Below are 21,803 nucleotides of genomic sequence, written 5' to 3' on the forward strand. Positions count from 1 at the left end.
GCTACAAAAAAATAAGTTCCAAATAAAATAGAGGAAAGTTGAGCAATATCAACCTTCCTCTATTTTTTAATCCACCGCAAGAAAAGCCGTAGTGCTTACTGAAAACTTTCGCGTAGGGCAGTTTTCAGAAGCGCTGCGGCTTTTCGTCTTTTTGCATTACCTATTAAGCTTTCAGCTTTTCCTCAAGAAATTCCCGAAACTGCTGCTTATACAGCCCCGCTCCTCCATTGGCTGGATGGCGCAAGGTTGCTTGTACATCTATACCATAGTCACTGAGTGTAAGACTCGCTTTTTGACCCACTCCAAGGATCTGTGCTCTAGGGAACAAATCTAAGAGCTGTTTCGTATAGGTCCACCCTAAGCCTAATTCTTGCTTTGTAGGAGTCCGGTTCGTCAAGCCATCTATTCCTTTAAAGGGATGAAATGGAAAAATGTTCCACAACACCACTTCATAAGGATCTATATTAGCTTCTAACATAGCATTCCACACCACAGAATCAGTAGGCTCATTAAAGCCCTTTTCTTTTTGTGTCGGTTTTATAATATACTCGCTCTTTGGATTACTAGTTCGTTTCGGTTCTAATCCAGTAAACACCATAGAGGGTCCTACTGTAGGGTGATGCCCTAAAAGCATTCTTTCACAGGTCATGGCAATCCCTGTAAACCGTCCTCCTTGATAGCCCACCGCTTCTGCAATGATAAAAATTTTGGCGCGATCTAATCGCTGCTCCAAATAGGCTTGTAACTGTTTTCTCCGGATGGAGCTCGCTCTCTGATTAGTATCATAGCGTTCATCAAAATCATTCCAAGGATTATACACATGGGGACTGGAAAATCCTTTTAATTGTCGCATCAATCGTTCTACTGACATAAATACCTCACTATTTGGAATGCAATAGTACTACCTTAGAACTACTTTCATCACGTTCTAAATATTGACCTACTGAAGATTCCTCTAATTCTTTACCATAATTTTTATTGGTAATTATGAGCATCCGTTCCCCAGATTGCAAGCGTTTAAATAACTCTTGTTCCTCAATTTGAGGCATCACATTCTTACCGTTCCACTTCGCACTGCGCTGTACATTATACTTCGCCAATCGTTCTGGACTAGGCTCTACTCGCACGGGTGTCACATCTAAATAATACGGCACTGACGCCGCATATTCCCCATAATAATACACAGGTCCATGAAAGCTGCGTATCTGTTCATGATAGGTCACAGAAGAACGCAAGCCCAAGAATGGTACCAACCCTTCCATAAGCACAATACCTAGTACTACCAAGGTACCCATCCCCACTGTGAAAGGCATCATCAATCGTTTCCGATACCAATAACATCCACCTAGAAATAAGGTAAGACCTACTACAACAGCTCGAAGAATCCACCAAAAGCCCCAAGGTGCAAAGAATGTTCCAATCCCAAGAGCCCACCATAACATTAAAGTTGGTCCTAATACCCACCACCAAGCACGGTGACTGGCATCTTTCAAAGAAATAATCCCAAAAGCTCCTAACAAGCTGAAAGGAATCACCGAAATAAAGGCATAAGTCGGATATTTTGTCGCCATAGCTGTATAAAATACAATCGTTCCCCATCCCATAATCATGGTAAATAGATAGGCATCAGTTCTTGTTTTCCAACCCCGATACATACCATATAGAATAGCCCCCGTCCAAGGGAGAGAGCCCCCTAGGAAAATAGGTAGATAATACCACCAATGATTTACCTCGGGATGTTCAGATTGGGTCGCTCTCGTTATATTATGAAGTCCTAAAAACCCATTGATAAATTCCATACCATGAGTATGGTACATATATCCATACCAAGGCAAGACTATAGCTAAGAGTATGAGGATACCTTGCCATGGAAATAAAGCTTTCACCATGGACCAAGATCGTTTAACTCCTGTATAAATCAAGAACAACAATCCCGGTAATACCAGCCCTACAGGGCCTTTTGTCAATACTGCAATACCCGCAAAGCCATAGGCTACTGCCATATGCCATGGATTCTTAACTAGTAGCCCACGATAGGCGTAATAAAAGGTACCTACCGTAGCAAATAACAACACCATATCTGTGATGATACCATGGGCAATAGTCCATACGATGAGAGATGTACCTAATATGAATGCTGATAACAAAGCGCCTAATCGTTGCCCTGTTAGGGTGCGCACTCCTTGGTAAACCAAGGCTACTGATAAAGCCCCAAAAAGACCTGATGGAAAACGAGCTGCAAAATCTGTCATGCCGAATACAGAATAGGACAAACTTAATAGCCAATAAATCATAATTGGTTTATCAAACCAATAGTGCCCATAAATTTGTGGGGACAACCAATCTCCGGAAAGAACCATCTCTTTTGCGGTTAAAGCGTAATTCGACTCTACTGGATCCGACACTGGTAGTAGATGGTTCCCTAGTACATAAACTCCTAAGAAAAAGAGAAATACTACATAGGTTACACGATGTAATTTCATAAGCATCTCCCTATTGTTTACGACGTTTCCAATATTTCAAACCATATACTACAGCTACTATTACAAAGACTACAATCATAGCAATTAATAGTTCATGATTATACTCAATCAAGTCTTTCCAATGTTCCCCTAGCTTCATGCCTAGCCAAACTAATAAGATTGTCCAAGGAATGGTACCAACAGTAGTCCAAATCACAAAAGGGGTCATCGGATATTTAGCCACTCCTGCAGGGAAGGAAATAAATGTACGCACCCCTGGTAATAAACGGCCAATAAACACAGCGGCACCACCATAGCGATTGAACAATTTTTCTGCAGCACCAAATTTATCTTCACTAAATAAGATATATTTCCCATATTTCATCAATACAGGTCTACCACCATATTCCCCTAGCCAATAGGATAATACAGAACCCACAATACCCGCTACAACACCTACAATAATAGCCGTATTCAGATCAAATACTCCTTGAAATACTAAATACCCTGCGAACCCTAAAATAATTTCACTAGGAATCGGAATGTTCGCATTTTCTAGCACCATGCAAATAAACATGGCTGCATACCCATAGGTCTCCATGATGGTCAATACATAATCCACTGTTGTCTCCTCATCGGAAGATAATTATTAATCTTCATCTTCTTCATCTAATAAATAATCTTTTGCCATCCACTTTTTCGTAGCTGTAAATGTGATAGTCACCCATTTTTCTGCAGGGTCACCACCAATGGCAAGGTCAATTTCATTGCGAATTTCATCTAATTCCACAATGGTTTGTTTTGGGAAATTCTTAGGAATTAAAATATCAATTTCAATCATTTTTACATTCCCATAGGCTTGTACACTAGTGACATAATCTTTAAATTTATACTTTTCCATGAAAGAATCCATAATAAATTGGATTCGATTATGTAATTTCAAGGGAGCTACACCCATAATTTGTTTCACCGATGGAATGATAATTTTTAAAGCAGACGGCATCATTTGTAACGATAAAACAATGAGCACAATAGGATCCACGTAGACCGCCCATTCTGCATAGCCAAAATGTTCTAATCCAAAAGCCACTAAAAAACTAATTAAGATACCTGCTTCTAACATGGCATCAATGGACCAGCTAATATTATCGAATTTTACCAAATTAGATTGCAATTTTTTATTGATTTGATGCACATAGAAATAATAGCACGTATCAGCAATGGTAAAAATTGTAGCATAAATAATAGCGGGTCCCACATGAACAGCACGACCGCCACCCAATAAATCCGTCAGTCCCGATAAAAAGGCATAACTTACAATGAGCAAGGTAAAACTACCTTCTGCAATCAACACTAAGGGTTCAAACTGCCAATAGCCAAACTGAAAGCGTTTACTTGTTTCATTAGATACTAATCGGGATGTAATAATCATCATCACCTTAATAATCACGGCGATAAAGGACACGACCCCATCTAATAAGATGGCACTGGATCCGCTAAAGACCCCCATCATAGTGCCACCAATGGCCACAAATGACATGAGTATGGCCGATTGAATCAACAATCGTTGCTCTACTGCATGTTTATCTTGTATTAACATAATTACTCCTATCTAATCTAGTGAACCTCAGACTCATTCTACTATGGATATTAATAAAATATCTTTTGATTAACTATCTTATAGCCTATAGGCATTCTGTACAGTCTACACGCTATGAAATAGTTTTATGCATTCATATACAAGTATATATAAAAACGGTGTATCATACAAGTACGATACACCATTTATAATTATCATATACGTAATTTTGTCTTTTATGTTCCACACCAAGAAAATATCTATTACTATTTTATAGAATTAATAATAGTATCCCCTGTGTATACGATTAAGCTTGTTTTTCTAAATCAAACTTATCAGAGATGAATCCGTACAAGGTCCATCCTATGAACGTCACGATAGAACCATATGTCATTGCTTCTAAGCCAGATGCATATAAAGCATATAAGCTATATAGGGAACCGATAAAGGCAATAAAAGTAGTTCCACTTAATTCGCTGCCACCACGTCCTGCAGATTTTAAGATAACAATAATAGCTGCCATAGACAATAAGTAAGGGATGATATTAGTAACAACCGCAAGGTTAACTAATACTTCAAATTGTTGATTTAATGATTCAGACATTGTCATCAAAGATAACAAAGATTGAACAATTGTAATCGTAATCATGCCTACAACTGGAGCATCCTTTGATGTGATTTTACTAAATAATTTAGGGAATAAACCTTCATCAGCAGATTGTTTGAATACGTTAGCAATTGTAAACTGCCAACCAAGCAGAGAGCCAAAGCAAGACATAACCATCAAGCCCATAACAATTTTACCTACTGTTGGTGTAAACATACTAGCGAATGCTAAGCCGAACGGAGCAGAACTATTTACTAAATCATTTGCTGGTACAAGACCAAACATGATATTAGTAGATAACACGTAAATAACTGCTGCTCCCAATGTACCACCAAGTACGGCAATCGGTACATTTTTTTCAGGATTATCAACTGCATCAGAGTTAGCCGCTGCTGATTCCAAACCTAAGAATGCCCATAATGTCATAGCAATTGAGTTAGTTGCTGCTTCGTTGAACGGTAAGTTATTTACATTCCAGTTTTCCATATATAAATGGCCTGAGAAGAAGTACCAACCTACAGTGGATATAACAAATACAGGTCCGATAACCCCCCATACAGTAAAGCTAGATACACGACCAGTGATACTAGCACCACCAAAGTTAAGAACAGTCGCTAACCACAATGTAGCAATTGTCCACATCGCTGTTGTAAAGGGCGATAAGTTCGCATCTAAAAATGTTGCACCATATCCTACTGCAGAAATTGCAATCGCTACGTTAGCAATTAAAAGTGATACGCCATACGTATAGTTTGCCATGAAATTACCTGCTTTCCCGAAGGAATATTCAGAGTAACCACCCATACCGCCGCCTTTTCTGCTATACATACCTGCTTTCGCAAAGGCGTATGCAAGAGCCATAGAACCTAGTGCTGTAATTAACCACGATACAATTGATAAGGATCCTACTTGTGCCAACTTAGTTGGAAGCATGATAATACCAGATCCCATCATGTTTACAGCTGTTAAAATAGTAAGCTGTAATACACTCATTTTATTTTCGCTTGTGCTGCTCATAGGCACCTCACTTAGAAAGGCCAGCTAGGAGCAAGCTCCTAGCTTCACCTCATTATAAATAATTATTTATCAAATTCTTTTTTCAATACATAACCAAAGGCTTTTTTAGTTCCATCTTCTTGAGTTGTAATATATACACCTTGGATTTCAGGAGCGAAGCCTGGCAATTTATTGATACCTTCTTCTAATGCTAAGAAGTAGTCTCTAGCAGTTTCAGACCATCTTTCACCTGGTTGTACACAAAGCACTCCTGGAGGATATGGAAGAGCACCTTCTAATGCCATCCGACCAACAGCTTCTGCCAACGGAACAAGTTCACCTTGACCACGTACAAAGTCAAAGTTTGCTTCTTGAGGAGTTTTCACATACTCAGGTAAATATTCGTGTAAGAATAATTTCTTTTGAAGTTCACTTACATTACGATCTTTGTAGAAATCATGCATTTCTTGACATAGACGACGAATTGTATAACCTTTATATTTATCAATATTATTATAGTAAATGGATGGTAATACATCTTGCATTGGTGCATCTTGTTCAATCAATTGTTCGAAACGAACTAATTGCGCTACCAAGTCATCCATTTTCGTTTTAGATTCTGCCGGAGTCATCAAGAATAAAATTGTGTTCAAGTCACATTTTTCTGGGATGATACCATGTTCACGAAGATAGTTAGCTAAAATATTAGCATGGATACCGAAGTCTTCATATTCTCCAGTTTCTACATTAATACCTGGTGTAGTCAATTGGAATTTACATGGATCAATGAAGTATTGTCCTTCACCATATCCTTCAAAAGAGTGCCATTTAGCACCTGGTTCGAAGGCAAAGTATTTAACATCTTGTGCCATTTCAGCAGTATTTCCATCTTCCCATTTTTTACCGTTTACAACTGGTGGTACTAATGGACGAAGGTATTTACAGTTTTTAAGGACTGCTTTACGAGCATCGATGACTGTTTCTACACAATCTTTCCACAATAATTTACCAGCCTCTCCTTCATGCATTTTCGCATTAATGTCAAGAGCTGCAAATAATGGATAGAATGGAGATGTAGAAGCATGCATCATAAATGCGTTGTTCAAGCGTTTATGATTTACATAGCGCTCTTGCCCCTTGATGTGAGAATCTTTTTTGTGTACTTGAGATGTTTGAGAGAATCCAGCTTGTTGCTTATGAACAGATTGTGTAACCAAAATACCAGGATCATTAGGTCCTAGCTCTAATAATAATGGACTGCAATCTTTCATCATTGGAATAAATTGTTCATAACCAACCCACGCAGAGTCAAACAAGATATAATCACATAAATGTCCAATTTTATCGACTACTTGACGAGCATTATAGATAGTTCCGTCATATGTACCTAATTGAATTACAGCTAAACGAATAGGGCGTTCTGCTTTTGCTTTTTCAGGATCTTGTTCTGCTACTAATTTACGGATATATTCTTCATTGAAACAATGTTCCAAAATACCGCCAATAGAACCAAATGGGTTGCGAGCCGTTTCTAAGTATACAGGAGTGGCACCAGCTTGTACTAGTGCACCATGAGAGATAGATTTATGGTTATTGCGATCATATAAAACAATATCTCCAGGGGCTAATAGTGCATTTAATACCATTTTATTAGCAGAGGATGTACCATTTAACACAAAATATGTTTTGTCTGCATTATATACTTGCGCTGCATGTTGCTGTGCATCACAAGCTGGGCCTTCATGAATCAATAAATCCCCTAATTTAACATCCGCATTGCAAAGGTCACTACGGAATACGTTTTCACCATAGAAATTATAGAATGCACGACCCGCTGGATGACGTGCAAAGAATTGTCCTCCTTGATGACCTGGACAGTCAAATTGAGAGTTACCGTCTTCTACATAATCTGCCAACGCACGGAAGAATGGAGGCAACATATCTTCTTCATATTTTTTAGCTGCCGCTTCAATTTGTTTTACATATAATTCGTAATTCACTTCATTAGCATCGATTACACGAGTAATCTTACCTACAAATTCAGGTTTAACGGTGGAGTTCGCATCTTTTTTCACTAAGAATACAGGAATACGAAGAGCTTCAATCAATGGATTGCTTAGTACTTCTTCATGATCTGTATCAGTAATCACAATCGCAGCTACATCAGAAAAATCAGTTTCATCTAAGGTCACTGCAAAACGAGTAATAGAATCCTCAAAATCTTGTAATGCATCATGAGAGAACGCAATGTGTAAGTGATTCATAATAAAGCCTCCTATTGCATACTATGAATAGATATAATTATTGAAAACCATTGTCGACATGGTAGCTATGGATATAAAAATATACAGTAGCCGTTTCGTACTAATCTTACAACGAATGACAATTTAATTCAACCTTAATTAACTATTTCTATTATAGCAATTTGTTATATTTTAACCTATTAAACCGCTAATATACTATATCCTATAGAATGTTATTTACATTCCATCTTAAAAAATGCATTTATAGTCACATTTATTTAGATATACAAAAGTAGCATTATATATCAAAATATAACATCTTTCCATTTATATCATAATACAAATTATTGACAATACATCTCAATAAAGTTTAGACTTTGCGAATATTTATTAACCTAATATCCGCAAATACAATTGTTAATTAATTTTTTATTCTTAATTTCTTTATATTACAATGATTATTTTTTATCAAGATAACCATCATTTTTTCTATTCTTGCATTTTTTGCATAACTAATCTTTATTTCCACTACAACGTAAAAAAGACCCTATACAGGGTCTTTTTATAACACATATATTATGCAAATACATTCACTAGATCGATAGTTTGATCACGACCAGGACCTACAGATACAATACCTACTTGTACACCAGTTACTTCTGCAATGCGTTCTACATAACGACGTGCTGCTTCTGGCAATTCTTCATACTTGCGGATACCGGAAATATCTGTTTTCCAACCGGGGAATGTTTCGTATACTGGTTCACATTCTGCTAATACATCTAAGCTAGCAGGGAATCCTTGTACAGGCTCACCATTGCGTGTGTAACCTACGCAAATTTTCACTTCATCTAATCCATCTAGAATATCAAGACGAGTGATGGCTAAATAATCCAAGCTGTTCAATGCGGCGCCATAGGTTACAACCGATAAATCTAACCAACCACAACGACGGGAACGGCCTGTAACCGTACCAAACTCATGACCTGTTTGACGAAGGTATTCACCAGTTTCATCTAATAGTTCAGATGGGAATGGTCCTTCACCCACACGAGTAGAGTATGCTTTTACTACGCCAAAGATATTTTTTAAGTAGTTAGGACCTACACCAGCGCCCACAGACGCACCGCCTGCCACTGGATGAGAGCTAGTTACGAATGGATATGTACCATGATCAAGGTCAAGCATCGTTGCTTGGGCCCCTTCAAACAATACTTTTTTACCACCTTTGATAGCATCAATCACGGCAAAGTTTGTATCTTTTACAAATGGACGTAATTGTTCTGCATAGCCTAAGTAATCTTTTAAAATTTCTTCAAAGTTAACTGGCTCAAAACCATATACGGCTGTTAACATTTTATTTTTCAATTCTACGTTGAATTTAAGTTTCTTCTCAAATACAACTGGATCCATTAAATCGCAAATGCGAATGCCAATACGATTTACTTTATCTGCATAGCATGGACCGATACCATTTTTTGTAGTACCGATTTTAGCATCGCCTTTCACAGATTCTTCCGCTTCATCTAAACGATTATGATACGGTAAAATCACGTGAGCACGGTCAGAAATATATAAGGATTTTGCACTTTTACCTTCTTTTTCAAGGTTTGCAATTTCTTCCAACAATACCTTAGGGTCCACAACGACACCAGTACCAATGATATTCATTTTATCATCGTAAAGAATACCGCTAGGCAATAAACGCAATGCGAAAGATTTACCATCTACGACTACTGTATGACCTGCATTATTACCACCTTGGCTACGTACTACCACATCAGCGCGTTCAGATAAATAATCAACGATTTTACCTTTACCTTCATCGCCCCATTGTGTGCCAATTACCATACTTGTTGCTACATTGGTTCCCATATGAATTGCCTCCATTACATCATAGAACTTTCTATCGTAATGACTACATTAAGTCATCGCTCTGAAAGTTCTTCCATTATTAGTATTACCTTCGTAAATAGGCGCCTAACGTACACTATTTACACTTTATTATAGCATAGATTGAAAACATTGGGGTAGTTATTCCCTACAAATTCCCATATCTTTATGATGAGCCCAACCGCTTTATAAATTCTTCTGGAATGGACGATAAGAATCGACTTGGTTGTTGCCAATACCCATTTGCATTCACCTTTGCATAGGTAATGGTCAAGTGTTTCTTAGCACGAGTTAATGCTACATAAAAAATACGTTTTTCTTCTTCTAATTTACCATCTTTAACCGCAAAGTAGAACGGAAGTCCCCCATCATGTGCACTAGCAATAAAGACATTCTCAAATTCACTGCCTTTGGCTTGATGGACCGTAATGATGGGGATACGACTGTCTCCTTTTCGTCGGAACATGCCCTCTCCCGAGTGAAGAGCAGACATTTCTAATATCTCTTTCACACCATCACGGCCTACATAGTATGGATGTTCCGCTTCTAACTCTTTCATGATGCGGTATAGTTCGCGAATACTAGTTAATCTACGTTCCCCAGTGGGATCTTCTTTTACTTTCTTCTGATAGTGTTCCACTAGGCCCATATCATTCATAATATAGGCAAGAATTTCTGTAGATTTACTCGTAGTCCACTTACTTCGTAAAGTATCCATAGAGGCAGCAATATTGGCAAATGTATCTCTATATTTATTTATAAATGCCATACGCTGTACTTTCGTAGGCAGGATATTTTCTTTCATAGCATACACCAATAATTTACCCGTCGCTATAATATCATCCATGGCATTATGAGTAGACTGATGATCAATGGGAAAGTATCCACTTAAAAATTCTAGCTTGTGGTTCGGCAAATTCGGATAGAACCGACGATATATGTCTAAGGTATCATAGATGGCTTGTACCCTTGGCATAGCTACACCATGTCGGCTACACTCTTGCTCTAATATGCTCATATCGTACTGCACATTATGACCGACAATCATGAACCCATCAGCAAACTGTCTGAATGCTTCCAGTACAGTTCGTGCATCACCACCAACCTTTTGTAAGTGCGCATCACTAAAGCCATGGACTAATTCTGAATCCCCTACAGGCACGCCGGGATTGATAAATCGTTCGAAGGTATCAATGGTATTGCCTTCTTCATCGATGCGGATAGCTGCCATCTGCACAATGCGATCTTCCAGTATATTTACACCTGTCGTTTCCACATCAAATACAATGATATCTTTAGTCACTAGCCCTTTTTCTAATTGTTCATAAGGCTCTCGTGTAAAGATATTTGTACTCATAAAATCGGTGATCCGCAACCCAGTTTTTCTCACTGCTGTGCTTTCTAATTCCTCTATGCGCCTATCACCAACTCCTTTGACAAAGGTTCGAATGATCCGTTTTGTACTCATCAAATCCCAAGGGTTCACTAAGCATTTAAAAAATGCCAATACATCCTTAATTTCTAAACGTCGGAAAAATTTTAATTCATCTGCCAAAATAAATTTTAGTTGCATCTTTTCTGGCAATTGTCGATTACATCGTTTAAATTGTTCACTTAATCGTACGGCTTGTTTATTGGTGCGCACCAAAATTCCTACAGGGGGCATTTCTTCGCCACTTCTCAGCTGTTGAATAGATTGAAATATATACCTAGCCTCATCCTGAGCATCTGCAGCAGCATATATCGAAATAGGCTCACCTTGCTGTGTGGCCATCGCTTTCGGTTCTTTTTGATACAACTCTCGCACCCGCTGAGGGAACATATCTTTCAGCATGGAAAAGGCTCCCTTAAACAGCATCTGATTAGACCGATAGTTTGTATCAAACACTAATTCTATAGGATTATACTCTCTGCGATACCGATCGATTAATGTAATCGGATTAGAACCACGCCATTCATAAATAGTTTGAAAGTAATCCCCACAGAGCAAAATATGGTTACCCTTCCACATGGTGTTCATCACTTCATATTCTAACTCGCTAGTGTCTTGCATTTCATCTACTGCAATATAGGAATAGCGCTGACGCCAACGATTAGCTACCTCAGGGCGCTGAAAGATTTGGTGTACCCTCGTAATTAAATCTGCAAAATCTAGCCCATTCAACGAACGTAATCGCCATTCGTATTCCATCAATACTTGTAGCCCTTTTTCTTCTAAAAATTCGGCAGTATCTTCTGACATGATGCTATACCAAACGGACTGTTCCCGTTGCATACGCTTGATTGTCCGTGCGTAATCCTCTTGTATATTAGCAGAATAATATTGATACTTCGATCGATGCTCTTTCACTTCGCTGATAACCTCGCGAATCGTTTTGGCATGTATTTTGAGTGCCATAAGACCTTGCTCTTCACTATAGGCTTTCACAAGATTCGGCAAACATTCACTCAACAATTCCTCTACATCTTCTTCGTCAAAGATGAGAAATTCTTTAAACAAATCTTCTTGTAATTTTGCTTCTTCTTGCAAAATGGTATAACAAAAGCTGTGAAACGTAGATACTTTCACAGCTTGTGCCTCTTGTCCTACAATCGCAATCATGCGTTCTTTCATTTCACGACACGCTTTATTCGTAAATGTTAAACACAAAATTTGATCCCCAGTGGCACGTCCCGTTTCCAAGATATGTGCCACCCGATAGGACAATGTATTTGTTTTTCCCGTTCCTGCAGAAGCTAGCAATACAATATTTCTATCTAATTCCTGTACAACTTGTTGTTGAATGTCATTAAGTACCACAGTATTTGATTGCATAGTTGCTCCTTATTTCACCAATGAAAGTACGCTAATCCTAGCACTGGTATAGGCCCTAACACGGCTGTTAGTGCCCACAACATAATATTCATATCCAAGGGAATATGGAATACTTCTGTAATCACTGCATAGGTAATCATACCTAAAAAGACATTGGTTGCTACCCGTTTGATGGTAAACCATGCTACCTTAATAATCATCCAAGCTACAACAATAGCTACTACAGCTTGTAATACGTAATCCATCATTACCTCATTTCTTGACGATGTAATACAGCACCGCTCAAGGTCACCTCATCAGCGTATTCAATATCCCCGCCTACAGGAATACCACGGGCAATACGAGTGACCTTAATCCCCGTAGGTTGCAATAATCGAGCAATATATAGAGCCGTTGCTTCCCCTTCTACATCAGGATCTGTGGCGATGATAACCTCTTGCACTGTATTATCTTGAAGGCGCAACATGAGCTCTTTCAAGCGGATGTCTTCTACGCCTACCCCATCAATAGGGGACAAAGCCCCTTCCAACACATGGTATAGCCCTTTATAGTCACCACTGCGTTCGATGGCGATGACATCACGGGATGTTTCCACCACACAAATCATCGATCTGTCCCGTTTAGAGCTAGCACAAAACTCACAAGGATCTTGAGCTGATAAATTAAAGCATTGGGAACATCTATGAGTCGCTTCTTTCGCTGCAAGGATGGTTTCTACCAAGCGTTGTACATCTTCTGCATCTGCCTCAATGAGATGGTATGCTAATCGTCTAGCCGATTTAGCCCCCACACCTGGTAGGCGACGCAACTCTTCTACTAATCGTTCTAAAGGATTTGTCATATTAGAACATACCTGGCATTCCAGGAAGTTTCAAGTTTCCTGTGACAGCCCCTAATTTTTTCTCTGCCACTTCTTTTGCTTTACGGTTCGCTTCATTCACAGCTGCTAAAATTAAATCTTCTAATGCTTCCACATCTTCTGGATCTACTGCAGCAGGAGCAATTTTAATGGACAATACTTCTTGTTCTCCATTCATTGTTACAGATACAGCACCACCACCGATAGATGCTTCTACCACGGTGTTTTTAATTTCTTCTTGTGCTTTTTCCATATCTTTTTGCATTTTTTGAACTTTTTTCAACATACCTTGCATATTACCGCCACCAAACATAGTGAACCTCCTTCATTACTTAGACAAATCGTCTACTTCTTTCACATAAATATCATACCCGCTAGCCTCCATGTGTTGTAAAGCATCATAGAGTAGAGTTTCTTGTTTTTCTTCATCACTGGCCTCGGCTGAAGACCATTTCGGCAATGTCCGTATCTCGTCTATGTCTTCTTCTGAAAGCATGCCTTTCCCCATTTCCTGATAGTAGGGGTTTAATACTTCCTCTGGATTCTCATAGACTGTGAGAAAGTCATCAATAATACCCTCTACATTGGTCGGATCACTACCAGCACCTACCTTTGAAGTGGTGTTTGTCCCTACATAAGTGGGTTTCCCACTGTCAGGCCTCGATGTTTCTACAGATACAGTTGGCATCTCCTCATCAGCTGTCACCGGTATCGTTCCTTGCGCCGCAACAATTGGTTGTCCTATCCCTTCAGTTTCTTTAGTACCTTTCACCACAGGAGTCGGTACCGTTGGTTGTACCTGCGACTGTCCGCTTTGCTGTAAAGTCCCTCCAAAGGATTTTGCTGCCTCTAAGTATACCTGCAGTTTAGGGTCCTTCTTATCGATGGCTTTCACCACAATCGGCCGTCCTATCACTTGTTGAAACGCTTTCTTCCCACATTCTACATGTTGCGGTTGCACCAGAATAGGTCCTGCAATAGGCGTAGGAAACACCAAGATAGCTTGCTCTTGATCTAAGTACACCAAGGTTCCTTGCTGATAGATCGTATTTAGCAATCCATAGTTCTTGCCTCTCAACCATTTTATCACGTTTGCTAAAATCGTGCTATATTCATGAGGACTCACCATCCCCTGCCCTACGGTTCGCTCTTGCGCCGTGTCAAATGTCGCCGTTTTAGGCTTTACCGATGGAGATGCTTTCTTCGGTAATGGTGGTGGCAAGGAGCTTTTACCAATAGAATCGGCCACTTTAGCTACACGAGGAGGTGGTAACGGGGATGTTGCTTTTACAGTTCTAGCTCTCACTGGTGAGACAGGTGGCAACAACACCTCATCCTCTACTGGATGAGGAATATCCTCCAAGACTCCATCATATACATCCATATCCGACACAGGTAGTGCAGGTTCTACCACAGAGCTGGCAACTACAGGTCGTTGTTCCGCCCACTCATTCAACTTTTGGAGCAATGTATCTTCTTGACGATTCACAAATTGTTCCATCGTCGTCATGCGACCTTCCAAGGTTTGGTAGGTACCGCCACCTAATTGCAAGAGTGAAAGCAATCCCATTTCTACAATCACTCGTGGGTTATCTACTTGTTTTGCGTTATTTTGCACCGTTTGTAATACATTGATATAGCGTCCTATCTCCTCCATAGATAACGCATTGGCCTGCGCCAATAATCGCTCTTTATGCGTATCATAAGCTAATAGCTCTTCCGCCTCAGGTAATACTTTCGCCACAATCATAGCTCGCAGATGTTCTACTAAGGCCGTTACAATTTGACGAGCATCACGCCCCATTTGTAGCGCTTCATCTACAGCTTGCAGTAAAGCCGCTCCATTACCGGATTTCAATATATCTACCATAGTTAGCACCCAAGATTTGCTCACTAAGCCAATCATAGATTCTACTAAAGGAGCTGTAATCATATCTGAGGTCATACCGGAACATTGATCCAGAATACTCAAGGCATCCCGTAACCCACCATCTGCATGGACTGCAATCACTTGTGCCGCCGCAGGGTCAAGAGAGATATTGCTTTCCTTCGCCACATGCAATAAATGGGCTGTAATATCTTTTGCTGTAATACGGCGGAATGTATACCGCTGACAACGAGATAAAATAGTAACCGGTAATTTCTCCGATTCTGTTGTGGCAAAAATGAACATCACATGGCTTGGCGGTTCCTCGATCGTTTTCAACAAGGCATTCCATGCTTCATTGGTAAGCATATGGGCTTCATCAATGATAAATACTTTTTTATGACCTACTACAGGTAAGAAGTTCACCTGTTCCCGCAAGGCACGCACTTCATCAATACCTCGATTGGAAGCCGCATCAATTTCGATCACATCCAAGGCTTGTCCTTGTAACATTTGCTGGCACGATTCACACTGACCACAAGGTGTATCTGTAGGTCCCTGTTCACAGTTAATAGCGCGCGCAAATATTTTTGCCATACTCGTTTTGCCCGTACCTCTAGGACCAGCAAATAAATAGGCATGGGCCACTTTATCTTCACGAATAGCTCGTTGTAATGTATCCGACACATGATGTTGACCTACAACATCTGTAAACTGTTTTGGTCTCCATCGTCTATATAACGCTAAATAACTCATAGTCCCTCCTTTCCCTTAAGATATGAAAAAAAGCAGCTAAGCTAGCTGCTTTACCATAGCACTCGAATCTGACAGCCCTATAGGTTTCCTCGTGGCACAAGAGAGTAACCGCTTAATGCTGCTCCAATCAAGGCCTGACATGGTTCACAGGCTCTCCTTGCACAAGCCCCATAGAACTGTCATATTCCAATGCTATTACCCTATTATTATACATGTTTTTCTATCCCTATTCAAGGGTATATACCTAATCCATCATAAATTGTGCTACACATTAGATGCTATTATTATAACAGAGTTAATTTAATAATTATCTCTTAAGTATCCCTTTATATGTACTAGTTTTCTTGTCCCTATTCTACAAGGATTGATTGTTATTTTTTTGACATATGCAATTCTGAAGTATTATAAGAATAGAAAATAGAAAGAAAAAAGGACGGCTGCCACCGTCCTTTTTTGAGTTTATGAAAGAATGCTCTAACTTCTTATATCTTTCTGCTCCAAGTATACACCATTCTATTCTAACATACAATGGGATTATACTCGATGCCCTTCATAGGGGTGCAGGATTAAATCTCCTTTGGAGTATTCTCCTACATAGATATCCCTAATGGAATATCCTTGATCTCGCACTTCTTCTTCCAACCAAGCCATGTCTTTATCGGCTAGGTCTAGAATATCTGGATCTACTACGCCATCTACAATAACAGGGTAGCGAATGATATCGTCACCATTCATAACTAGCGTCAATTGACCATTCTGTTCTAGTACCGCACGGCGTACATCACTGACGAGGGTCACTCCTGCGCTACGAAGTTTCAGTTGTAAATCACTACCTCGAAGACCACGTTTCAAACATTCACCGACACGAATCTTCCCCCGATCAATGACAATGCTAGGTCGTCCATCAATAAGTGTCTTAATCCATCGCACATGAGCGCTAAGAAAACGTAAGCCCATAACTACAATCGTCCAAGCAATCAATACCAGGAAGAATTGTAAGATGCCGATGCTTTCACTGTAGATAACAGCACCAATAATACCACCTAGTACATAGTTTTGTACCTGATCTAAAGCCGAGTTCGGCGCCAAGTTTCCCTTACCCATCAAGTTCATTTGTAAAATGAGAGCTAAAATACCAAGGGCTAGCTTAATAAATACTAATGTATATCCTGTTAACATATTATTGCCCATCCTTCTTCACATCTACCACCTTAGGATTACTGTTGATCATCTCCACAGGTCGCAAAGAATAGCCATCTTTATTCATAGTAAAAGTCACCTCAAAATAGGCTTCCTCGATATTGACTATCATACGATCTTGCACGCGCAATGTATTAACGCGAATCTTATCCTTAGGTACATCGGCACGTTCACTTAAATTATTTAAGAATTGTACCATATAGATCGATTCTTCTGCACTATTAGCATCACGAGTATAATCATTAACTTGCAATCCTAATAAAAATACAAGCCCCAATACAATGATAATGCCCAAGTCACGGAACTTAGTATCAAAACGATTATACATAACTTTTACACCTACTACTAGCAATGCTACTAATAAAATAGATGTCATAATGTATTGCAACAGAGATGTAAACTCTCCTCGTTGCACCACATAAGCATAGGTATAAAATTCCATAATTACCTCACAGTTCTTACTTTAACGCTTCATTATACTGCGCTCGATCTCCCCCTACAAATTTAGGCCGCACACGAGCTGCTGTTACATGAGCTGCTCCAATTTCTTTTACGCTTAATCGCACAGGCACTGCCACATGTTTTAGATGCATACCAATAAAAGTATCTCCAATGTCGATGCCTGCATCAGCCTTTACATGCTCTACCACCACAGGATCCGACCAAGTTGCATAGGCTGTAGTTGCCATGGAGCCTCCTGCATGTTGCGTAGGCACAGCATTTACTTCTTCATAGCCTCTAGCCTCTGCGGCATGATGTTCCATTACCAAGGCCCGATTGAGATGTTCACAACATTGAATTGCTATGTCAAAGCCATATTCATCTTGTACTTCAGACAACGCTGTAAACAAATCTGATGCCACAGAGAGAGAGGAATCCTTACCAATATGACCACCTCTCACTTCGCTAGTGGAACATCCTACTACCAGTAGTTTACCTTCTTGCAGTTTTGCTGTCGTAGCCAATTCTGCTACAGCAGCTTTCATAGACTCATATATATTTTCATTCATAGGATTGCCTCCTCTTCATTGAGTACGAATCGACGTAAACAAGTATGCCATCGTCTTAGTGTATTATTTACCATATGCACTATACATGATAGGCATGGAATCGCATTGCCCTTGGATATTCCGTACCCACCTATATCTTGCGGGTACGGAATAGGATTCTCTTAGGCTATTAGTTAGCCATATGTACCACACGTTGAGGATACGGAATATCGATGCCTTCTGCATCAAAACGATCTTTCACATCGGACATAACACCATAATAGACTTCTCTGAAATCACTGGCGTTAATTAAAGGATAGGCAACAATGTTCACAGAACTATCGCCAAATTCTTTGATACCGATTTCTAAGGTATCCATATTATGAACCTTGCCTGTGCTCGCAAGAATTTCTTTGATAATCTCAATGGCCCGATGATGATCCGCATTATAGTTAATACCAAAGACAAACGTAATATAGCGTGTTAGTTCATAGTTGCTGTTCATCAAGTTATTGGACGTAATAGCCGAGTTCGGGATAAATACAATACGATTTTCTTTCGTTGCAATGGCAGTGTTAATGAGATGGATGGCTTTCACAGACCCTTCCACACCGTTTACAGAGATTAAATCCCCAGCTTTAAACGGTTTAAACGCCAAGATAATCAATCCCGATGCTAAGTTGGACATATTATTTTGTAATGCCAAGCCAATGGCGATACCGAAGGCACCAAAAGCTGCCAAGAAGTTATTCGTCGGAAATCCCACTAAAGACAAAGCTGACAGCACGACTATGGACAAAATAGTGTAGTAAATAATTTGAGACGCAAAGCTGCGCACCGTTTGATCATAACCGGTGCGACTCATCAATTGCACTGACAACCGTCTTACAAATAAAGCTAAATAGCGGCCTATAATCAACACGATGATGGCCAAAATAATACTAGGTAAATATTCCAGTAATAAGGATTGCACATGATTAACAAAGGAAATACTTTCCTCTACATGCTCTGCTACCTTTTCAGCGCCTGCCGCTGTGGCTGTGGCAACTTTTTCTTCTGCTAATAACATACATTATTCCTTTCCTATAACTATGTTGCTATAACTAACGTACAGTATATAATAGCTAATCCACATACAATTACATTCTATGATAGCTATAAAACTAAACTTGTAAATATATTATCTTTAAGTATACGAAAAAAAGGTCTTTTGTCAAATATACTATCTATTATGACACGGACACTTCATATTTAGTATAGAAACACTTGCTGCCAGCAAGACTTAATAATAACCTATAAAATAAAAATATAGGATAGTTGATATACCTATCAACTACCCTATATCCTAATTGTTTATGAACTATATCTCTTATTTAACTAAGATGAATGTTACATTGATTGGACCATGAACACCTACTACACGAACTAATTCGATATCTGCTGTGTTAGATGGACCAGAGATATGAACTACATTGGTAGGGAACTTAGCTGGATCATTACGATAGATCTTTGCTAATTCTGCCATCGTTTGTGTCATACGTGGATGAATATTTTCAGTACGTAACACAGAGATATGAGTCAATGGCAATAACCCTAGGGAACGACCAGATTCTTCTGTACTTGGTTGGATTACTGTTGCTGTTTCTGCAATCCCCAAGATTGGGAATGTAATACCAATATTAGAATCCTTCGCCACATTGATGTTCGCTTCACGACCTTTCGTAGCATCCCATTGATAGAATGTTGCTTGGTCTTCTCCTAATTGTTTGAAAGCAGCTTCTAATCCATATGTTTCTACTTCTGCAGATTTAGGATACACAACACTGCCGCCACCACGAACAACAATTTCATCCACTAATGCTTGAGCTAGTTGAGACTCTTCTACTTCGATAAGTTTAGTGCCTAAACGTTCTGCTTCTGTTTTAAACATCTGTACTACTTGCTCATGGCTAAGTTCAGAATACATAGTTTCTTGAGGACCTTTTGAAAAATCAAAAGGTGTTACAGATGTAGGAATAGAGTCACGGCCTAACGCACGAGATAGGCGACCTAAAAAGGCTTGTTTTTTTGCTTGATCCATTTTATTTCTCCTTTCCCTTTTGTGCTACGTGTTTTGCATATTCATCACGGAATTTACTCATTTTGAGTAAGCCCATGTCTTTTGCTTTCACCCAGCCACCAACTACTGGTAATACTTTTGTCCAATCTGCCATATGTCCATTGTTACTCATTAATTTCATGCCGATAGCACCCATTTTGGTACCCATATCGAACAAGAAGGAGTTCGCAAATACACCTGCCACTGTGTGGAAGATACTGCGTTCAAGGGCTGGACGCATTTGTAATTTATCAGCAATCACTTGACGATGTTTCAATAATAATTCATGCAATGGAATCTTAACTGGGCAGTGTTCCCAACATTCGCCGCACAATGTGGACGCGTAAGGAAGATCGCCAGCTTCTTCATAACCAACCAATAGTGGAGTTAATACAGCACCCATTGGACCTGGATAGATAGAGCCATAACCATGACCTGTAATATGACGATATACAGGGCAAATGTTCATACATGCACCACAACGGATACAACGTAACATTTCTTCAAAATCGCCACCTAAAATACCAGAACGACGGTTATCAATGATGATGATGTGTAATTCTTCTGGACCGTCTGCTTCCCCTTCACGAGCAGGACCTGTGATCATGGAGAAGTAGTTGGAAATTTTAGCACCTACAGAGGAACGAATCAACATTTCCATCATCACATCCAAAGATGCGAAGTTAGGCACCAAACGTTCCATACCCATCAATGCAATTTGCGTTTTAGGCATGGAGCTTGCCATACGACCATTACCTTCGTTAGATACGATAGTAATAGTACCTGTTTCAGCTACACCGAAGTTACAACCAGTGAAACCTACGTCAGCACGCAAGAAACGATCGCGAATATAGCGACGTACGAAACGAGTCATTTCTTCTGGATTTTCAGTACCTTCATAACCTAATTTTTTCGCAAATGTATCACGAATACGGTTACGTTCAAAATGCAATGCAGGTACTACGATATGAGATGGAGGGTCGAAGTCTGCTGTTTGCAAAATAAATTCTGCCAAGTCAGTTTCGTTTACTTCGATTCCTGCTTCAATTAATTCATGGTTTAATCCGATTTCTTCAGAAACCATAGTTTTAGATTTAACAACCATTTTTGCTTCTTTTGCACGAAGTACTTCCATACAAATTGCTGTTGCTTCTTTATCATCAGCTGCAAAGTGCACATGAGCACCAGCTTTTTCAGCATTTTCCGCAAATTGGTTTAAATAGTAATCCAAATTAGCCAATACATGGTCACGCAAATCAGCAGATTCATTACGGAACTCTTCCCATTCAGCTACTTGATCTACTACAGCTTTACGTTTTTCATAGAACACATCCTGTACTGTTTGAATGGCTTTTACTTTGAAGTCATTAGCAAACACATCATTAACGCGTGTCTTAAACGGGCGTTTATCGTACATAATATTACTCATGGTGACTCCT

The 21,803-nt window shown here is 39.4% G+C and carries 18 protein-coding genes and 1 other RNA gene; all 19 read right to left on the bottom strand.

From position 1 onward, the window contains the following. Positions 1-163: 163 nt before the first annotated feature. The 19 genes from EO112_RS07995 to EO112_RS08085 all read right to left on the bottom strand — a co-directional run bounded on the left by EO112_RS07995 (position 164) and on the right by EO112_RS08085 (position 21,793). Positions 164-871 carry a uracil-DNA glycosylase gene (locus tag EO112_RS07995; protein ID WP_127163836.1) on the bottom strand — a complete coding sequence of 236 codons (708 nt, stop codon included), beginning with the start codon at positions 869-871 and terminating at the stop codon, positions 164-166. A 10-nt stretch (positions 872-881) separates the two neighbouring features. Beyond that, a complete protein-coding gene (locus tag EO112_RS08000) occupies positions 882-2,483 on the bottom strand; it encodes a glycosyltransferase family 39 protein (RefSeq protein ID WP_127163838.1) in 1,602 nt (533 codons plus the stop codon). 10 nt (positions 2,484-2,493) lie between these two features. Further along, positions 2,494-3,063, bottom strand: coding sequence for a DedA family protein (locus EO112_RS08005; protein ID WP_370106798.1), 570 nt, complete (start codon positions 3,061-3,063; stop codon positions 2,494-2,496). Positions 3,064-3,111: 48 nt separating this feature from the next. Next, positions 3,112-4,062: a cation diffusion facilitator family transporter gene (locus tag EO112_RS08010; RefSeq protein ID WP_240629367.1), complete on the bottom strand. Its 951-nt coding sequence runs from the start codon at positions 4,060-4,062 to the stop codon at positions 3,112-3,114. Positions 4,063-4,348: 286 nt separating this feature from the next. Further along, positions 4,349-5,665 carry a putrescine-ornithine antiporter gene (potE, locus tag EO112_RS08015; protein ID WP_127069095.1) on the bottom strand — a complete coding sequence of 439 codons (1,317 nt, stop codon included), beginning with the start codon at positions 5,663-5,665 and terminating at the stop codon, positions 4,349-4,351. A 62-nt stretch (positions 5,666-5,727) separates the two neighbouring features. Then, positions 5,728-7,908, bottom strand: coding sequence for an ornithine decarboxylase SpeF (gene speF / locus EO112_RS08020; RefSeq protein ID WP_127163842.1), 2,181 nt, complete (start codon positions 7,906-7,908; stop codon positions 5,728-5,730). Between the two features lie 555 nt (positions 7,909-8,463). Then, on the bottom strand, positions 8,464-9,762 hold the full coding sequence (locus EO112_RS08025; RefSeq protein WP_127069093.1) for an adenylosuccinate synthase: 1,299 nt from the start codon (positions 9,760-9,762) through the stop codon (positions 8,464-8,466). 184 nt (positions 9,763-9,946) lie between these two features. After that, entirely contained in the window at positions 9,947-12,595 is a 2,649-nt protein-coding gene (locus EO112_RS08030) for a 3'-5' exonuclease (protein ID WP_127069092.1), read from the bottom strand. A gap of 14 nt (positions 12,596-12,609) precedes the next feature. After that, on the bottom strand, positions 12,610-12,840 hold the full coding sequence (locus tag EO112_RS08035; protein ID WP_009353191.1) for a hypothetical protein: 231 nt from the start codon (positions 12,838-12,840) through the stop codon (positions 12,610-12,612). A gap of 2 nt (positions 12,841-12,842) precedes the next feature. Further along, positions 12,843-13,436 carry a recombination mediator RecR gene (gene recR, locus EO112_RS08040; protein ID WP_009353178.1) on the bottom strand — a complete coding sequence of 198 codons (594 nt, stop codon included), beginning with the start codon at positions 13,434-13,436 and terminating at the stop codon, positions 12,843-12,845. 1 nt (position 13,437) lies between these two features. After that, the gene (locus EO112_RS08045) at positions 13,438-13,767 is read right to left on the bottom strand and encodes a YbaB/EbfC family nucleoid-associated protein (protein WP_009353175.1); all 330 of its coding nucleotides are present in this window, start codon (positions 13,765-13,767) and stop codon (positions 13,438-13,440) included. 15 nt (positions 13,768-13,782) lie between these two features. Further along, positions 13,783-16,077: a DNA polymerase III subunit gamma/tau gene (gene dnaX, locus EO112_RS08050; RefSeq protein ID WP_127011046.1), complete on the bottom strand. Its 2,295-nt coding sequence runs from the start codon at positions 16,075-16,077 to the stop codon at positions 13,783-13,785. A 55-nt stretch (positions 16,078-16,132) separates the two neighbouring features. Further along, positions 16,133-16,273, bottom strand: an RNA gene (gene ffs, locus EO112_RS08055) — signal recognition particle sRNA large type. A gap of 338 nt (positions 16,274-16,611) precedes the next feature. After that, on the bottom strand, positions 16,612-17,256 hold the full coding sequence (locus EO112_RS08060; protein WP_009353216.1) for a DUF421 domain-containing protein: 645 nt from the start codon (positions 17,254-17,256) through the stop codon (positions 16,612-16,614). Between the two features lies 1 nt (position 17,257). After that, positions 17,258-17,719, bottom strand: a complete 462-nt coding sequence (locus EO112_RS08065) for a DUF3290 family protein (protein WP_127163844.1) — start codon at positions 17,717-17,719, stop codon at positions 17,258-17,260. Positions 17,720-17,735: 16 nt separating this feature from the next. After that, complete coding sequence (locus tag EO112_RS08070; protein ID WP_062403516.1) at positions 17,736-18,287, bottom strand: TIGR01440 family protein; 552 nt, start codon at positions 18,285-18,287, stop codon at positions 17,736-17,738. Between the two features lie 169 nt (positions 18,288-18,456). Continuing rightward, positions 18,457-19,335: a mechanosensitive ion channel family protein gene (locus tag EO112_RS08075; RefSeq protein WP_127163846.1), complete on the bottom strand. Its 879-nt coding sequence runs from the start codon at positions 19,333-19,335 to the stop codon at positions 18,457-18,459. A gap of 300 nt (positions 19,336-19,635) precedes the next feature. Next, a complete protein-coding gene (locus EO112_RS08080; RefSeq protein WP_127163848.1) occupies positions 19,636-20,346 on the bottom strand; it encodes a lactate utilization protein C in 711 nt (236 codons plus the stop codon). Between the two features lies 1 nt (position 20,347). Next, positions 20,348-21,793, bottom strand: coding sequence for a LutB/LldF family L-lactate oxidation iron-sulfur protein (locus EO112_RS08085; protein WP_127163850.1), 1,446 nt, complete (start codon positions 21,791-21,793; stop codon positions 20,348-20,350). Positions 21,794-21,803 lie beyond the last annotated feature (10 nt).

Source organism: Veillonella sp. VA141 (genome assembly GCF_003992175.1).
In the GTDB taxonomy this organism is placed as follows: Bacteria; Bacillota; Negativicutes; order Veillonellales; family Veillonellaceae; genus F0422.

Excerpts from the sequence above, each read along its gene's own strand:
- EO112_RS07995 (WP_127163836.1), bottom strand. The coding sequence starts at position 871 with ATGTCAGTAGAACGATTGATGCGACAATTAAAAGGATTTTCCAGTCCC.
- EO112_RS08000 (WP_127163838.1), bottom strand. The coding sequence starts at position 2,483 with ATGAAATTACATCGTGTAACCTATGTAGTATTTCTCTTTTTCTTAGGA.
- EO112_RS08005 (WP_370106798.1), bottom strand. The coding sequence starts at position 3,063 with ATGGAGACCTATGGGTATGCAGCCATGTTTATTTGCATGGTGCTAGAA.
- EO112_RS08010 (WP_240629367.1), bottom strand. The coding sequence starts at position 4,062 with ATGTTAATACAAGATAAACATGCAGTAGAGCAACGATTGTTGATTCAA.
- potE (WP_127069095.1), bottom strand. The coding sequence starts at position 5,665 with ATGAGCAGCACAAGCGAAAATAAAATGAGTGTATTACAGCTTACTATT.
- speF (WP_127163842.1), bottom strand. The coding sequence starts at position 7,908 with ATGAATCACTTACACATTGCGTTCTCTCATGATGCATTACAAGATTTT.
- EO112_RS08025 (WP_127069093.1), bottom strand. The coding sequence starts at position 9,762 with ATGGGAACCAATGTAGCAACAAGTATGGTAATTGGCACACAATGGGGC.
- EO112_RS08030 (WP_127069092.1), bottom strand. The coding sequence starts at position 12,595 with ATGCAATCAAATACTGTGGTACTTAATGACATTCAACAACAAGTTGTA.
- EO112_RS08035 (WP_009353191.1), bottom strand. The coding sequence starts at position 12,840 with ATGGATTACGTATTACAAGCTGTAGTAGCTATTGTTGTAGCTTGGATG.
- recR (WP_009353178.1), bottom strand. The coding sequence starts at position 13,436 with ATGACAAATCCTTTAGAACGATTAGTAGAAGAGTTGCGTCGCCTACCA.
- EO112_RS08045 (WP_009353175.1), bottom strand. The coding sequence starts at position 13,767 with ATGTTTGGTGGCGGTAATATGCAAGGTATGTTGAAAAAAGTTCAAAAA.
- dnaX (WP_127011046.1), bottom strand. The coding sequence starts at position 16,077 with ATGAGTTATTTAGCGTTATATAGACGATGGAGACCAAAACAGTTTACA.
- EO112_RS08060 (WP_009353216.1), bottom strand. The coding sequence starts at position 17,256 with ATGTTAACAGGATATACATTAGTATTTATTAAGCTAGCCCTTGGTATT.
- EO112_RS08065 (WP_127163844.1), bottom strand. The coding sequence starts at position 17,719 with ATGGAATTTTATACCTATGCTTATGTGGTGCAACGAGGAGAGTTTACA.
- EO112_RS08070 (WP_062403516.1), bottom strand. The coding sequence starts at position 18,287 with ATGAATGAAAATATATATGAGTCTATGAAAGCTGCTGTAGCAGAATTG.
- EO112_RS08075 (WP_127163846.1), bottom strand. The coding sequence starts at position 19,335 with ATGTTATTAGCAGAAGAAAAAGTTGCCACAGCCACAGCGGCAGGCGCT.
- EO112_RS08080 (WP_127163848.1), bottom strand. The coding sequence starts at position 20,346 with ATGGATCAAGCAAAAAAACAAGCCTTTTTAGGTCGCCTATCTCGTGCG.
- EO112_RS08085 (WP_127163850.1), bottom strand. The coding sequence starts at position 21,793 with ATGAGTAATATTATGTACGATAAACGCCCGTTTAAGACACGCGTTAAT.